This window comes from Nioella sediminis (assembly GCF_001879695.1).
Classification (GTDB): Bacteria; Pseudomonadota; Alphaproteobacteria; order Rhodobacterales; family Rhodobacteraceae; genus Nioella; species Nioella sediminis.
Genome location: NZ_MNBL01000002.1, coordinates 19,607 through 32,346 on the forward strand (window position 1 = coordinate 19,607; position 12,740 = coordinate 32,346).

16 protein-coding genes are annotated in these 12,740 nt (G+C 63.4%); 4 read left to right on the forward strand and 12 right to left on the reverse strand.

The features are described 5' to 3' along the window. Nucleotides 1–17 precede the first annotated feature (17 nt). From BKY26_RS00100 to BKY26_RS00140, 9 genes are all read right to left on the reverse strand, one after another. Nucleotides 18–1,199, reverse strand: coding sequence for a UxaA family hydrolase (locus BKY26_RS00100; RefSeq protein ID WP_071688361.1), 1,182 nt, complete (start codon nucleotides 1,197–1,199; stop codon nucleotides 18–20). A 12-nt stretch (nucleotides 1,200–1,211) separates the two neighbouring features. Next, nucleotides 1,212–1,502 carry a UxaA family hydrolase gene (locus tag BKY26_RS00105; protein WP_071688362.1) on the reverse strand — a complete coding sequence of 97 codons (291 nt, stop codon included), beginning with the start codon at nucleotides 1,500–1,502 and terminating at the stop codon, nucleotides 1,212–1,214. Between the two features lie 18 nt (nucleotides 1,503–1,520). Further along, a complete protein-coding gene (locus BKY26_RS00110) occupies nucleotides 1,521–2,510 on the reverse strand; it encodes an alcohol dehydrogenase catalytic domain-containing protein (protein WP_071688363.1) in 990 nt (329 codons plus the stop codon). Next, on the reverse strand, nucleotides 2,507–3,268 hold the full coding sequence (locus tag BKY26_RS00115; protein WP_071688364.1) for an SDR family NAD(P)-dependent oxidoreductase: 762 nt from the start codon (nucleotides 3,266–3,268) through the stop codon (nucleotides 2,507–2,509). Before BKY26_RS00115 ends, BKY26_RS00110 begins: the two co-directional genes overlap by 4 nt. Nucleotide 3,269: 1 nt before the next feature. Continuing rightward, nucleotides 3,270–4,577, reverse strand: coding sequence for a histidinol dehydrogenase (gene hisD / locus BKY26_RS00120; RefSeq protein ID WP_071688365.1), 1,308 nt, complete (start codon nucleotides 4,575–4,577; stop codon nucleotides 3,270–3,272). A 5-nt stretch (nucleotides 4,578–4,582) separates the two neighbouring features. Then, nucleotides 4,583–5,911 carry a TRAP transporter large permease gene (locus BKY26_RS00125; RefSeq protein ID WP_425434457.1) on the reverse strand — a complete coding sequence of 443 codons (1,329 nt, stop codon included), beginning with the start codon at nucleotides 5,909–5,911 and terminating at the stop codon, nucleotides 4,583–4,585. An 18-nt stretch (nucleotides 5,912–5,929) separates the two neighbouring features. Further along, nucleotides 5,930–6,445: a TRAP transporter small permease gene (locus tag BKY26_RS00130; RefSeq protein WP_071688367.1), complete on the reverse strand. Its 516-nt coding sequence runs from the start codon at nucleotides 6,443–6,445 to the stop codon at nucleotides 5,930–5,932. Nucleotides 6,446–6,542: 97 nt separating this feature from the next. After that, nucleotides 6,543–7,691 (reverse strand): TRAP transporter substrate-binding protein, encoded by a 1,149-nt coding sequence (locus BKY26_RS00135; protein ID WP_071688368.1) that lies wholly within the window; start codon nucleotides 7,689–7,691, stop codon nucleotides 6,543–6,545. 27 nt (nucleotides 7,692–7,718) lie between these two features. Next, nucleotides 7,719–7,874: a hypothetical protein gene (locus BKY26_RS00140; protein ID WP_342714807.1), complete on the reverse strand. Its 156-nt coding sequence runs from the start codon at nucleotides 7,872–7,874 to the stop codon at nucleotides 7,719–7,721. Nucleotides 7,875–8,055: 181 nt separating this feature from the next. Between BKY26_RS00140 and BKY26_RS00145 the strand changes: the two genes are divergently transcribed. Next, complete coding sequence (locus BKY26_RS00145) at nucleotides 8,056–9,114, forward strand: LacI family DNA-binding transcriptional regulator (RefSeq protein ID WP_071688370.1); 1,059 nt, start codon at nucleotides 8,056–8,058, stop codon at nucleotides 9,112–9,114. Here the strand turns inward: BKY26_RS00145 and BKY26_RS00150 are convergent. Continuing rightward, on the reverse strand, nucleotides 9,099–9,986 hold the full coding sequence (locus BKY26_RS00150; RefSeq protein ID WP_425434456.1) for a LysR family transcriptional regulator: 888 nt from the start codon (nucleotides 9,984–9,986) through the stop codon (nucleotides 9,099–9,101). The two genes, BKY26_RS00145 and BKY26_RS00150, sit on opposite strands and share 16 nt — an antisense overlap. Nucleotides 9,987–10,033: 47 nt before the next feature. Between BKY26_RS00150 and BKY26_RS00155 the strand changes: the two genes are divergently transcribed. The 3 genes from BKY26_RS00155 (at nucleotide 10,034) to BKY26_RS00165 (ending at nucleotide 12,057) form a co-directional block, all read left to right on the forward strand. Next, nucleotides 10,034–10,282 carry a DUF1127 domain-containing protein gene (locus BKY26_RS00155; RefSeq protein ID WP_245764409.1) on the forward strand — a complete coding sequence of 83 codons (249 nt, stop codon included), beginning with the start codon at nucleotides 10,034–10,036 and terminating at the stop codon, nucleotides 10,280–10,282. A 147-nt stretch (nucleotides 10,283–10,429) separates the two neighbouring features. Further along, entirely contained in the window at nucleotides 10,430–11,212 is a 783-nt protein-coding gene (locus BKY26_RS00160; protein WP_071688372.1) for a Bax inhibitor-1/YccA family protein, read from the forward strand. Between the two features lie 68 nt (nucleotides 11,213–11,280). Further along, nucleotides 11,281–12,057 (forward strand): SGNH/GDSL hydrolase family protein, encoded by a 777-nt coding sequence (locus tag BKY26_RS00165; RefSeq protein ID WP_158514287.1) that lies wholly within the window; start codon nucleotides 11,281–11,283, stop codon nucleotides 12,055–12,057. Here BKY26_RS00165 and BKY26_RS00170 read toward each other — a convergent pair. Beyond that, nucleotides 12,020–12,514, reverse strand: coding sequence for a GNAT family N-acetyltransferase (locus tag BKY26_RS00170; RefSeq protein WP_227434852.1), 495 nt, complete (start codon nucleotides 12,512–12,514; stop codon nucleotides 12,020–12,022). The genes BKY26_RS00165 and BKY26_RS00170 overlap by 38 nt on opposite strands. 91 nt (nucleotides 12,515–12,605) lie before the next feature. After that, the coding region (gene rpmG / locus BKY26_RS00175; RefSeq protein ID WP_071688374.1) for a 50S ribosomal protein L33 at nucleotides 12,606–12,740 on the reverse strand (135 nt) is incomplete at its 5' end.

Below are 12,740 nucleotides of genomic sequence, written 5' to 3' on the forward strand. Positions count from 1 at the left end.
CCGCCCGGGGATGGCGCTTACGCGCTGCGGTAAAGCTTGGTCATCGAGAATTCCCGATGGCCCAGAGCCTCTGCCGCGGTGTTGCGGCCATTGGCTGTGCGCCGGATCATCTCGATCAGCGCGTCGCCCGCCTCGTCGATGGTCTGATCGCGGCGCAGGATGCCCGACACGTCCACGTCGATATGCTCGCCCATGGTGCGCACGGTGCGCGGGTTGGCGGTGATCTTGATCACGGGAACGATCGGGTTGCCGACCACATTGCCCTGCCCGGTGGGGAAGGTGTGGATCACGGCGCCACCGGCGGCCATCAGCGTCACGCATTCAGCGGCTGCCGAGGAGCTGTCCATGAAGTAGAGCCCGTTGCCCGACGAGGGCTGCTCTGCCGGGTCAAGGATGTCGATATATTGAGACGTGCGCCCGATCTTTTCGAGGTTGCCAAGCGCCTTTTCCTCGATGGTCGTCAGACCGCCCAGGATGTTGCCCTTGGTGGGCTGGCTGTCGGACAGGTCATCGGTCTGGTGGGCAAAGATCACCTCGTCCTGATAGGCCTTCCACATCTTGTACCAGCGCTCGCCCACCTCTTCGTTGATGGCGCGCTTCTGGCAGATGTGTTCCGCCCCGGTGATTTCCGAGGTCTCGCCGAAGAAGCCGGTGATGCCTTCAGGCAGCAGCTTGTCATACATGTTGCCGACCGTCGGGCAGGACCCGAGACCGGTGGTGGTGTCGCTTTCGCCGCATTTGGTGGAGACCCACAGTTCCGAGATCGAGCATTCCTCGCGCTGCACCTCGGTGGCCTTGTGGACGAAGTCCTTGGCGGCCCAACTGGCGGCGCGGATGGTTTCGAAATCGCCCTTCTGTTCGATCGAGAATTCGGCCACTTCCTTGCCGGTGGTGCGGATGCCGTCGGCAATGCGCTTGGTCCATTCCGGCTCGATCCCGATCACCACGACGGAGTGCACGTTCGGGTTGGCCCCGGTGCCAATCATGGTACGGAAATGCGTCTCAAGGTCTTCACCGAACTGAAGGCGGCCATAGGCATGGGGCAGCGCCATGGTGCCCTTGACGTTATTGGCCACCGCCTCGCACGCCGCGTTCGAGATGTCATCCACAGGCAGGATGATCACGTGGTTGCGCACCCCCACACGGCCGTTTTCGCGCCGGTATCCCATGAAGGTGATGTTGGAAAATTTCGATGCCATGTCCTTGGCTCCTTACCAGCGCTTGGTTTTGCAGTTTTGGGTGTGAACGTGGCCGCCTTGCGGGATGTCGGCGATGATCTTGCCGATGTCCTCGCCGTACTTGATGGCGGTGTCGCCTTCCTTGAGATCCTTCAGCGCGATCTTGTGCCCGATCGGCACATCCGCCCCTGCGGTCAGCGTGAAGGTGGAGTTGTCATGGGTCACGCAGCAGAACATCTCGGTGCCTGCAGTGAGCCCCTCGACCACAACCACGCCGACATTGTCTTCGTGATCATGCACCAGAAGATGCGGGATGTTTGACATTGGTCTTCTTTCCTCGTGTCAGGGTTTGAGAATGATTTTCGGGGCCGGGACGCTGCCGCCCCGGATATCGGCAAAGGCCTGCTGGCCTTCCGCCAGGTGGCGCGTTTCGGTCCAGTCGAGGGGACCGAGCGCGCCGGAGAACATGGCCGCGCAGGTGTCGCGGAAATCCTGCGCGGTGTAGGTATAGGTGCCGATGAAGGTGATCTCCTGCAGGGTCATCCGCCGGATATCGAGCCCGCCTTCGGAGGCACCAAGGCCGATATGGCCGATGACGCCGCCGGGGCGGGTGTGGGCCGAGGCGGTGGCGCGGGTCGCGGGGTAGCCCACACCGTCGATGATCAGATCGACCATGTGGTTCTCGGCCAAATCGTCGGGGGCGATCACGTCGAAGCCGCGTTTCTTCAGGTATTCAGCGCGGATCGGGTTGGGTTCGATCACCTGCACCTGCGGGACACCCTGCGCTTTCAGGCTGAGTGCCGCACCGACGCCGATGGGACCACCGCCGATGACGAGCGCGGTCAGGTCTTCGCGCGGCTCATCTCGCAGCACGTCGAGTGACAGCCGCACCGTGTGCCAGCCGCAGGCAATGGGTTCGGCCAGCGAGGCCTGTTCCAGCGTCACGTGATCGGGCACCGTCACGAGGTTGCCCTCGGGCATGGCCACAAGCTGCGCGAACGCGCCTTCGCGCGGCGGCATCGAGATGATCTGGCGACTGGCGCAGAGGTTCTCGCGCCCCGTCGTGCAGGGCTTGCAGCTGCCGCAAGTCACGAGCGGATTGATCGTCACCCGCTCGCCATCCCGCGCGCCGCCCATGATTACGCCTGCCGCCTCGTGGCCGAGGATCAGCGGCGCGGGGCGGCGGTCGTCATGGCCCAGAAAGGCATGCATGTCGGACCCGCAGATGCCAACGCTGTCGACACGGATCATGACCTCCCCCGCGCCCGCAACCGGATCGGGGCAGTCGGTGACCATCAGGGCCTCGGGCCCGGTATAGACAAGCGCTTTCATTTTGCCGTGAACCCCCCGTCCACCATCAGGATTTGCCCGGTCACGTAGGACGAGGCGTTTGAGGCCAGGAACAATAGCGGCCCGTCGATATCGGACAGATCGCCATTGCGGCCGATGCAGGTCTGTGCCGCGTTGCGGGCGGCCCGGTCGGGGTCGCTGAACACGGCCCCTGTCAGTTCCGTCGGGAAGAACCCCGGCCCTATGGCGTTGGCGGTGATGCCATAGGGCGACCAGGCCTCGGCCATGGCGCGGGTGAGCTGCGCGATGCCGCCCTTGCTGGCCCCGTAGGCTATGCCACCCGGAAAGGCGCGCGTCGATTGCAGCGAGGCAAAGTTGACGATCCGCCCCCAGCCTTTTTCCTTCATCCCCGGCGCCAGCATCTGCGCCAGGAAAAAGGGCACCGAGAGGTTCAGCTCCAGCGTGACGTCCCAACCCTCTTCCGTCACCTCGTCGGCGGACTGGCGGGTGTTGATGCCCGCCGCCGTCACGAGGATGTCAGGCGCGCCAAAGGGGGCGGACAGGCGGTCAGCAAGTCCTTCCCGCGCGGCGCGGTCGGCAAGATCGCAGGCCACAACAGCGGCCCGCTCGCCGGTTTCCGCCTGCCAGTCGGCCAGCGCCTCGGCCCGGCGGGCAACGCCCACGACCTGCGCACCCGCCGCCGCCAGAACCGACGCCGCCCGACGCCCGAGGCCGGAACTGGCCCCGGTGACGCAGGCCACGCGGCCCGTGAGGTCGAAGAGGCCGGATGGATTGTCCATGTCAGCCCTCGGCGCTGAGGTCGAAGACCTCGTCGGGGAAATACTTGTGTAGCCGGATGTCGGCGGTGCGGGCGTGGCCCTCCATCCCCTCCAGCCGGGCGATGCGCGCGGTGGCCTCGGCCACGGGCTTGGCGCCCTCGCGCGTGGCGCGCTGCCAGGTCACGATCTTCATGTATTTGTGCACGCTGAGACCGCCGGTATAGCTGGCCGCGCCCGAGGTGGGCAGAACGTGGTTCGTCCCCGACGCCTTGTCGCCAAAGGCCACGGTGGTTTCTTCCCCGAGGAAGAGCGAGCCGTAGCAGGTCAGCCGGTCGAGCCACCAGTCGAGGTCTTCGGCCTGCACCGTCAGGTGTTCGGGCGCGTAGTCATCCGAACAGGTCGCCATTTCCTCACGATCGGCACAGAGGATCACCTCGGCATAATCGCGCCATGCGGCGGTGGCGTTGTCGCGGTTCACCTCGGGCAGATCGTTGATCAACTCGGGCACCAGGCGCATGACCTCCTCGGCCAGCGCGCGGTCATCGGTGACCAGCCAGACGGGGGAGTTATAGCCATGCTCGGCCTGCCCCACGAGATCGGTCGCCACCACCATCGGGTCAGCAGTCGCATCGGCAAGGATCAGGCTGTCGGTCGGACCCGCGATCATGTCGATGCCGACGCGACCAAAGAGGATGCGCTTGGCCTCTGCCACGAACTGGTTGCCGGGACCGACGAGGATGTTGGCCTTGGGCAGACCGAAGAGGCCAAAGGTCATCGCCGCCACGCCCTGCACGCCACCCATGGCCATGATCTTGTCAGCGCCGCAGATATGGGCCGCGTAGATGATGGCAGGGGCCACGCCCACGCCGGGATGCGGAGGCGAACAGGCGGTGATGTGGCGGCAGCCGGCAACCTTGGCGGTGGTCACGGTCATTATGGCGCTGGCCACGTGGCTGTAGCGCCCGCCGGGCACATAGCAGCCCGCCGCGTCCACGGGGATCGCCTTTTGCCCCGCGATCAGCCCCGGTACCACCTCGTATTCCACATTGGCGACGGTTTCCTTCTGCCGCTCGGCAAAGCGCTTCACGTTGTCATGGGCAAAGCGGATATCGGCCTTGAGCTTTTCGGGCACCAGCGCGCAGGCGGCCTCGATCTCTTCGGGCGACAGAATGATGCTGCCCTCGTACTTGTCGAACTTCGCGGCATATTCCAGTGCCTTGGCGTCCCCGCCCTGCTCGATGTCGTCAAGGATGCCCTGCACGATTTTGTGCGTCTCGGAGGCATCGCTTTTCGAGGTCAGGGTAGCTTTCTTGAGATACTCTCTCGGCATTTCGGTTACCTGTATAGTTCGGGGAGAAGGGAGGTGGAGATTGCGGGCACATAGGCAATCAGCAGCGTCACGATCAGCATGAAGAAGACGAAGGGGATGGCCCGGTGTGCGATCCTGAGGATCGACTCGCCGGTGATCCCGGACACCACGAAGAGGTTGAGCCCAAGCGGCGGCGTGATGAAGCCCACCCCAAGCGCGGTGATCATCATGATGCAGAACTGAACCTCGTTCATGCCGATATTGTCAGCCAGCGGCTTCAGGATCGGCGCGAGGATCACGATGTTGGGCGTGGTTTCCATGACGCAGCCCGCCGCGATCAGGATCAGGACCATCATACCGATGAGCACGTATTCATTGTCGCTCAGCGAGGTCAGCGCCCCCACGAAACCCTGCGGCACCCCGATGATGGCCAGCGCCTCGGCCAGCGGGATCGAGAAGGCGATGATGGGCAGGATGACACCGTTCACCTTGGCGGAGCTGACCAGCATCGCCGGGAAATCCGACAGTTTCAGCGTGCCGAGGATGAAGCCCATGACGATGGTGACAACCACGGCCACGGCACCCGCTTCGGTCGGTGTCAGACGACCCGAGAAGATGCCATAGAAGATGATGCCGGGCACAAGGAAGGCGTACCAGCCGGACTTGATCGTCCGCCACAGGTTCGCACGCCATTCCGCAGGCGTCATGATGCCGCCGCCTTCCCAACCGTTGAGGCGGTTCATGACAACGTTGGTCGCAAGGATCGACAGCAGGATCAGAATGCCGGGAATGAGGGCGGCAAGGAACAAGGTCGAGACGGCTATACCCAGGACGAGGCCGATGATGATATAGGCGATCGAGGGCGGAATGAGGATGCCGGTACAGGCCCCCGCCGCGACAAGCGCACAGGCATAGGGGCGCGGGTATCCGCTTTCGACCAGCCGGTCGATGGTCATCCGGCCCACGGCGGCGGCCCCTGCGGCGTCGGAACCCGAGATCGCCGCGAACATGCCGCAGACCAGAACGGTGGCCGATCCGAAGCCGCCCTTCGCCCAACAGGTCAGCGCCTCGGCCACGTCGAGGAATTTTCGGGAAAGCCCGGTGCGCACCAGCACGTCCCCGGTCAGGATAAACAGGGGCACGGCGGTCAGCGCGAAGGCGTCGATGCCGCTGAACAGCTTTTCCCCCAACAGGCTGAGCGGCAGCGCGCCGGACCAGACCAGCATGAGGATCGTCGAGACCCCGATCGAGGCCCAAACGGGCACCGCAAGGGCGACCAGAACGACGAAGATAAGTACGGGGCCGTAGAAATCCCATCCAAGCTGAAGGGAGGTTTCTTGCAGGGCTTGCCACATCATGGTGCGAGTCCTCCCTTAATCGAAGAGTTTGTCGCCTTCGTAAACGGGCCTGCCGTTGCGAAGGTCGGAGATGTCACGAAGGAACGACTGCACCAGCCGGAAGATGACCAGGGCGAAGCCGAAGGGTACGGCGAAAAGGAAGAAGTAATAGCCGATGCGCAGACCATGCGTGACCGAGCCGAAGACCCAGGACACATGCACCGCCTCCCATGACCAGTAGAGCGCGATCACGGAGACACCGAACATGACAATGTCGCCGAAGATGTAGAGCAATGCCTTCACCCTTGGTCCGACGTAATTCATGATCACGTCGATGCGGATATGCCCGCGTTCGCGCACGGCAGCGGCGGCCCCGATCCAGGCGAGATAGATGAAGGAATAGCGGACGATTTCTTCGCCCCAGATCGAGGAATAGGACAGGATTTCCCGCCGCAGCACCTCGATGGCCATGGTGACGACCAGCATCACGTAGAAAACAAGCAGGAGCCAGCGCTCCGCGTTCCTGTCTATGGCTTCATACAGTCTGGACATGGCCCCTCCACCCGGCTTGCCGGCTCCATCTCGTCACATGCTGTGGGAGTTGGGATAAGGACCGGCGCACCGCTTGCGCGCCGGTCCGGGTTTGGTCTTACGCGTCGTGCACGTAGTAGCGGCCCATGGTGCCTGCGGCCTCTTCGAGGCGTGCGAAGGTTTCCATGGATCCGGCAAGTTCCATCTTGAACTCGTCCCATTCGCTGCGCTGGTAGCCACCGACCTCTTGCCATTCGGCAAGCTGGTCATCGCTGAGCGAGTGGAACTCCACACCGTTGGCAATCAGCTGCGCCATTGCGTAGGACCGCGCCGCCGGAACCTTGGCGAGGTTCTGGGCTTGGGTGATCTCCCCTGCGAATTCAATGCCTTCCTGCACATCGGCAGGCAGCGAGTTGAACCATTCGAGGTTGATCGAATAGACCTGACTGTCCGGCACCGCCTGGGTGAAGGTCACGTGGCTGAGGATCTCGCCGAAGCCGAAGACATGCAGCGCGCCGACCGACGGGTCGAGCGCATCGGCCACGCCCTGACGGATCGCGGACGGGGTTTCGCCCCAGGCCACCGGGGTCGGGTTGGCGCCGACCATGCGGTAATACTGCTGCAGCATGGCAGAGCCGGGAACGCGGAACTTGACTCCTTCCATATCGGCGGGGGTGATGATGGCATCGCCGCCGCGACGGACCGCGACAACACGCGGGTCGATCACGATGTAGAACAGCGACTTGAAGCCGGCCTGCGCGATGCGCGGGTCCACTTCGGCCTTCCACGCCTCGGAGCTGGTGAGGTTGGTGAACCGCTGGTTGGAACCACAGAAATACGGCAGGTTGATCAGGTCGACCACGCTGGCGAAGGGGGCGAAGTTGGACAGCGAATGCTGCGCACACTGAATGGTGCCGCCCTGCACCGCCTGAACCAGCGCACCACCGGCACCAAGCTGACCACCGGGGGCCAAACGCACATAGACCTTGCCGTTGGTCATGTTCTGGATGTTTTCCTTCAGGTCCAGCTGCATGATCGGATAGCTGCGCGACGCGCCAAGCACGTAAGCGGTGGCCAGCGTCATGATGTGATCGGCGGCATCCTCACGCTCGCGCTCCTCCTGCGCGGTTTGTGCGACGGCCTGATCGGACCACAGAACGCCCCCTGCCCCGGCAACCATTGCAGCGGTAAAGCCACCGGTCCCTGCCAGCTTGAGGAAATTCCGCCGTTCGGCCGATTTCAGCTCCTGCTTGTCTTTGAAGTCCATTCCGCTTCCTCCCTTAGTTTCGCGGTCTTATTCGTCAGCGTTGCGCCGGGCCTCTGCCTTCAGAATGCCGGACACGAACGTGATGGATGTCAGGAAGAGGACGATCATTTCAGCCACATCGCCCATGAACGCGGCATTGGCGAAAGCGCCGAGCACGACATTGGCAAGGAAGATCAGAAACAAGACTGCTGAAATTGCGAAGACCATGGTTCCTCCCGAACTCGGCAAAAGGGCCGATTCGAGATCAGTGTAAGCGCTTACACGGCATCGTGCAAGCGCTTACACTTGTGCTTTACCCTCGCAGCACCGTATCGTAGCGGGTAAAGACAGCCGACATAACGAGACCAAAGGCACTGACCGAGATATGACCGCCAAGGCCCCTCAGGCCCCGCGCCCCGTTCCCACGCTGGAAGATGTCGCCCGACTGGCAGGTGTGTCGACGGCGACGGTGTCGCGCTGCCTGAACACGCCCGACCGGGTGGTGAAAAGCACGCGCGACAGGGTGATGTCGGCGGTGGATCAGTTGGGATACGCGCCCAATTTCGGGGCACGGGCCCTGGCCGCGAAACGCACCAATACCATCGGCGCGATCATTCCGACGATGGAAAACGCGATCTTCGCGCGCGGGCTTCAGGCCTTTCAAGAAGAGCTTGGGCTGCATGGCATGACCCTGCTGGTCGCCAGTTCTTCCTATAGCGAGGATGTGGAACGGGAGCAGATCCGCACCCTGTGCGCACGGGGGGCCGACGCGCTTTTGCTGATCGGTCACCATCGCAGCCAGGGGACGCTGGATTTTCTGGAGGCGCGCTCGGTGCCGGTGCTGGTGGCTTGGGTCTATGACCCCGACAAGCCGCAACCCTCCATCGGTTTCGACAACCGCGCCGCCATGCGCGAGATGGCGGAACTGGTGATCGCCAAGGGCCACCGGCGGATCGGCGTCATCTCGGCCCCCTGCGATTCCAATGACCGTGCCAGCGAACGGGTGCAGGGCATCCGCGAGGCGATGGCAGCGCATGGTCTGCCAGCCGACGCAATGGCGCTGCACGAGACCCCCTATTCCATCGAGAACGGCGCCGCCGCCTTTCGGCAGGTTATGGACTGTCCAGATCCGCCGACCGCCGTGATGTGCGGCAATGACGTGCTGGCCGTGGGCGCCCTTCGCGCGGCGCGTCAGATGGGGTTGTCGGTGCCGGACGACGTGTCGATCACCGGGTTCGACGATATCGAACTTGCGCAACTGGTCGATCCGCCCCTGACCACCGTCCACGTCCCGCATCGCGATATGGGGCGCATGGCAGCGCGGCTATTGGTGCAACAGCTCAACGGTGATGGCCCGATGGCCAGCACCCGGCTGGACACCTACCTGTGTGACCGCGAGACGCTTGGCGTCGCACCGCGCCAGAGACGTCACATCGCCCGGTAGGCCTGCCGCACCATCTCGGCCAGCGCCTGCACGGGTTCCTCCTTGGCCAGTTCCGCGCCGTACATGTTGATCTTGATCGACGGCAGATCCGGCAAGGCACCGTGGTGATGGATGCGTTCCACATAGGGCGGCTCCGCCCCTTCGACACAGGCATGCACCGCCAGATCGGCGCTGATCGACGCCTCTACCGTGCGGGAATTGTCGCTTTCCACCGCCATCTCCCAGCTGATCCCGGCGTTATCCAGTGCCTCCTGTACCGGTTTGCGGAAGATGCACAGTTGCTCGAAGGCCAGCCGCAAGGGACGCTGCCGCCATTCATTGCCCTTGATCGCCCCCACCCAGACCAGCGGGCGTTCCTGCAAGGTCTCTCCACCGCTGTCCAATGACGATTCGGTGGTCAGCGCCAGATGCACCTCGCCGCGTTCCAGCATCCGGCGCAGCCGCGAGGTGTAGGAGCTGACAAGTTGCACCTTCATCCTCGGGAAGGCCGCGTTGAAGCGGTGCAGCACCTGCGGAATGGCGGGATAGACGATGTCGTGTGGCACCCCGAGAAACAACTCGCCCTCGTAGTCCCGCGATGTCAGCCGCGCCAGGACTTCATCATTGAGGGCAAGCATCCGACGCGCATAGCTGAGCATCTGTTCGCCGGAATTGGTCAGCGCCATCTTGCGCGCCGACCTGTCCAGAAGGGACACGCCAACGCTTTCCTCCAATCGCTTGAGCTGCATCGACACAGCCGATTGCGTCAGGTTCAGCAGGCCGCTGGCCTTGGTGACCCCCCCCGCATCGGCCACGGTGACGAAGGCGCGCAGGGCGGTCATGTCGAGATTGCGCATTTCATCAATCCTTGTGATGACAGCATTCAAAAACATTCATTTTCATAATGCACATAGCGCGACTATCTATCAACCATCGAAATATGACAAACGCCGACTATCACGAAATGGAACATCCCATGGCCCACACGCTCGCCCGCTTCGCCGTCTCCGCCCCGCGCCGCACCTCCGGCATCGCATTCTTCCGCGCCGCTGTGGCCGCATGGCGCCAGCGCCGCGCGCTGGAACGTCTGGATGCCAATGCCCGCCGCGATCTTGGCCTGACCCGCGCGGATGTGGCCCGCGAATCCGCGCGCCCGGTCTGGGACGTGCCGCAAAGCTGGCTGGTCTGAGAACCGGCCCGGCCCATTTGCCGAAAAAAGACGACTCTCCCTGTCCGGCAATGCTTGAAATAGCGCCCTGTCTTACCGATATTGTCAGGTAAGGCGGGGCGTTTTGCGTACCCGCCACGAAACATATGCCTTTCTTCGGAGGACCAGATGGCACAATTCGACACGATCCGCGCCGGAGCCGGTGGCGTCAGCGCCGCACAGATCGACGCGGGCCTGCGCGCCCACATGAACAAGGTCTACGCGACCATGTCCATCGGCATGCTCATTACAGCGCTTGCTGCTTGGGCCATCGCGGGCCTTGCCGTGACCACCGATCCCGTTGGCGCAACCTACATGCTGCGTGAAGGCGAATACCTCTCTGGCGTGGGTGAGGCGATCTATCTCAGCCCGCTGAAATGGGTTGTGATGTTCGGCCCGCTGGCCTTCCTGTTCTTCGGCTGGGGCGCCTTGATGAGCCGCGGTTCGGCTGCCGCGGTGTCGTTCGGCTTCTTCGTCTTCGCCGCTGCGATCGGCGTGTCGATGAGCTCGATCTTCCTCGTCTACACCGATTACTCGATCGTGCAGACCTTCCTGGTGACCGCAATCGCCTTCGCCTCGCTCAGCCTTTATGGCTACACGACGAAGCGCAACCTGTCGGGCATGGGCACCTTCCTGATGATGGGTGTGATCGGGCTGCTGATCGCGATGATCGTGAACATCTTCCTGCAGTCGCCTGCGATGATGTTCGCCATTTCGGCCATCGGCGTATTGATCTTCGCGGGCCTGACCGCCTTCTACACGCAGGACATCAAGAACACCTATGTGGCCCACGCCATGCATGGCGATCAGGAATGGCTGGAAAAAGCCGCCATCGATGGCGCGCTCAGCCTCTACATCAGCTTCCTGAACATGTTCCAGTTCCTGCTGATGTTCATGGGCTCTCAGGAATAACGCCACTCCTGACGACGCGATTTGAGGCCGGGGATCATCCCCGGCCTTTTTCTTTGCCCCCTGACGCCATGTCGCCGGTTCCCTTGCGCCGCCCTGCCCCTATCCTGCACATCATGGATTGCCTGCTTGCCCCGCTTCTGTCGCCTCTCCTGATTGCCCAGGCCCTGCGGCTGCGCGCCCGTGCGCTGCGCCTGCCGGAACCGCCCGGCCCACGACGCGGTGAGCTCGGTCGAGGGCCTGATTTGCGCCTGCTGATCCTTGGCGACAGCTCTGCCGCCGGGGTGGGGACCACGCATCAGGAGGAGGCACTGAGCGGCCAGCTTGCCACCGCGCTTTCCCCGAATCGCCGCCTTATCTGGCAGTTGGAGGCGAGGACCGGCGCCACCAGCCGCAGCACGCTGACCCGGTTGGAGACCCTACCCCGGCAGCACTTCGACATCGTGTTACTGGTTCTAGGGGTCAATGACGTGACCAGCTTCGCTCCGCTGACGCGCATCCTTGCCGACCGGGCGCAGATCGCACGGACCTTGTCCGACCGGTTCGATGCCCAAAAGCTGATCATCACCGGTATCCCGCCGCTCGCGCAATTCCACCTGCTGCCCAATCCCCTGCGATGGATCCTCGGGAAACGGGCCGCGCGGCTGGAACAGCGGCTGCAACAGCAGGCAGAGCGCGCGGGGCATCTCTATCTGCCCTTCACCATGGCCCTGACGCGGGACCTGATGGCCGAAGATGGCTTCCACCCCTCGCCCCGCGCCTATCAGCACTGGGCCGAGGCCCTTGTCCCGCCTCTGCTGGAAACGCCGCTTACAACGTCCGGATCATCCGCACCGCAGGAAAGCTGACATCCGGGGCCATGGCAATGACCTCCTCCCGCTCCACCGCAAAGCCCATGGCCGCGTAGAAGCGAACGGCGGTCAGCGTTGACAGGGCCACCAGTTGCGTCAGCCCTGCGGCTCGCGCTTCCTCGAAAGATCGGCGCATGATCGCCGCCGCAAGCCCCTGCCGCGTGGCCTGCGGATGTGTCACCACGTGACGGATATGGCCCGTGCTGGTCGGTTCCGCCTGATGCGGGCTTTCCACCGTCCAGCCGCCTGCCGCAAGCGGAGCGCCACCATCCTCGGGCTCTGCAAGGTAGTAGCTGCCTGACACCAGAAGGCCCGGATTGGCGCGGGCGATCAACGGCAGGGCGCGGTCCAACAGATCCGGCGCGTAGTCAGCCGCCAGCAACGCCGGATGGCTGTCCATGAGCAGCCGGTTCAGCGGCTCCAGATCGGTCGCAACGCTCCTGCGGAGGCGCATGTGTTCAGCCATGGTCCTTCTCCAAAAAGAAACCGGGCCGCGACTGGTTTCAGCGCGGCCCGGTTCTAAGACTTACCTGGACAGGGTCAGATCACTTGATCTTGCCTTCCTTGTATTCCACGTGCTTGCGCACGACCGGGTCATATTTCCGTACGGTCATTTTCTCGGTCATGGTGCGTGCATTCTTCTTGGTCACATAGAAGTGGCCGGGGCCCGCCGTGGAATT

Coding starts and splice junctions, on each gene's coding strand:
- BKY26_RS00125 (WP_425434457.1), bottom strand. CDS start 5,911: ATGTGGCAAGCCCTGCAAGAAACCTCCCTTCAGCTTGGATGGGATTTC.
- BKY26_RS00150 (WP_425434456.1), bottom strand. CDS start 9,986: ATGTTTTTGAATGCTGTCATCACAAGGATTGATGAAATGCGCAATCTC.
- BKY26_RS00130 (WP_071688367.1), bottom strand. CDS start 6,445: ATGTCCAGACTGTATGAAGCCATAGACAGGAACGCGGAGCGCTGGCTC.
- BKY26_RS00110 (WP_071688363.1), bottom strand. CDS start 2,510: ATGAAAGCGCTTGTCTATACCGGGCCCGAGGCCCTGATGGTCACCGAC.
- hisD (WP_071688365.1), bottom strand. CDS start 4,577: ATGCCGAGAGAGTATCTCAAGAAAGCTACCCTGACCTCGAAAAGCGAT.
- BKY26_RS00115 (WP_071688364.1), bottom strand. CDS start 3,268: ATGGACAATCCATCCGGCCTCTTCGACCTCACGGGCCGCGTGGCCTGC.
- BKY26_RS00145 (WP_071688370.1), top strand. CDS start 8,056: ATGACCGCCAAGGCCCCTCAGGCCCCGCGCCCCGTTCCCACGCTGGAA.
- BKY26_RS00135 (WP_071688368.1), bottom strand. CDS start 7,691: ATGGACTTCAAAGACAAGCAGGAGCTGAAATCGGCCGAACGGCGGAAT.
- BKY26_RS00100 (WP_071688361.1), bottom strand. CDS start 1,199: ATGGCATCGAAATTTTCCAACATCACCTTCATGGGATACCGGCGCGAA.
- BKY26_RS00165 (WP_158514287.1), top strand. CDS start 11,281: ATGTCGCCGGTTCCCTTGCGCCGCCCTGCCCCTATCCTGCACATCATG.
- BKY26_RS00170 (WP_227434852.1), bottom strand. CDS start 12,514: ATGCGCCTCCGCAGGAGCGTTGCGACCGATCTGGAGCCGCTGAACCGG.
- BKY26_RS00160 (WP_071688372.1), top strand. CDS start 10,430: ATGGCACAATTCGACACGATCCGCGCCGGAGCCGGTGGCGTCAGCGCC.
- BKY26_RS00105 (WP_071688362.1), bottom strand. CDS start 1,502: ATGTCAAACATCCCGCATCTTCTGGTGCATGATCACGAAGACAATGTC.
- BKY26_RS00155 (WP_245764409.1), top strand. CDS start 10,034: ATGACAAACGCCGACTATCACGAAATGGAACATCCCATGGCCCACACG.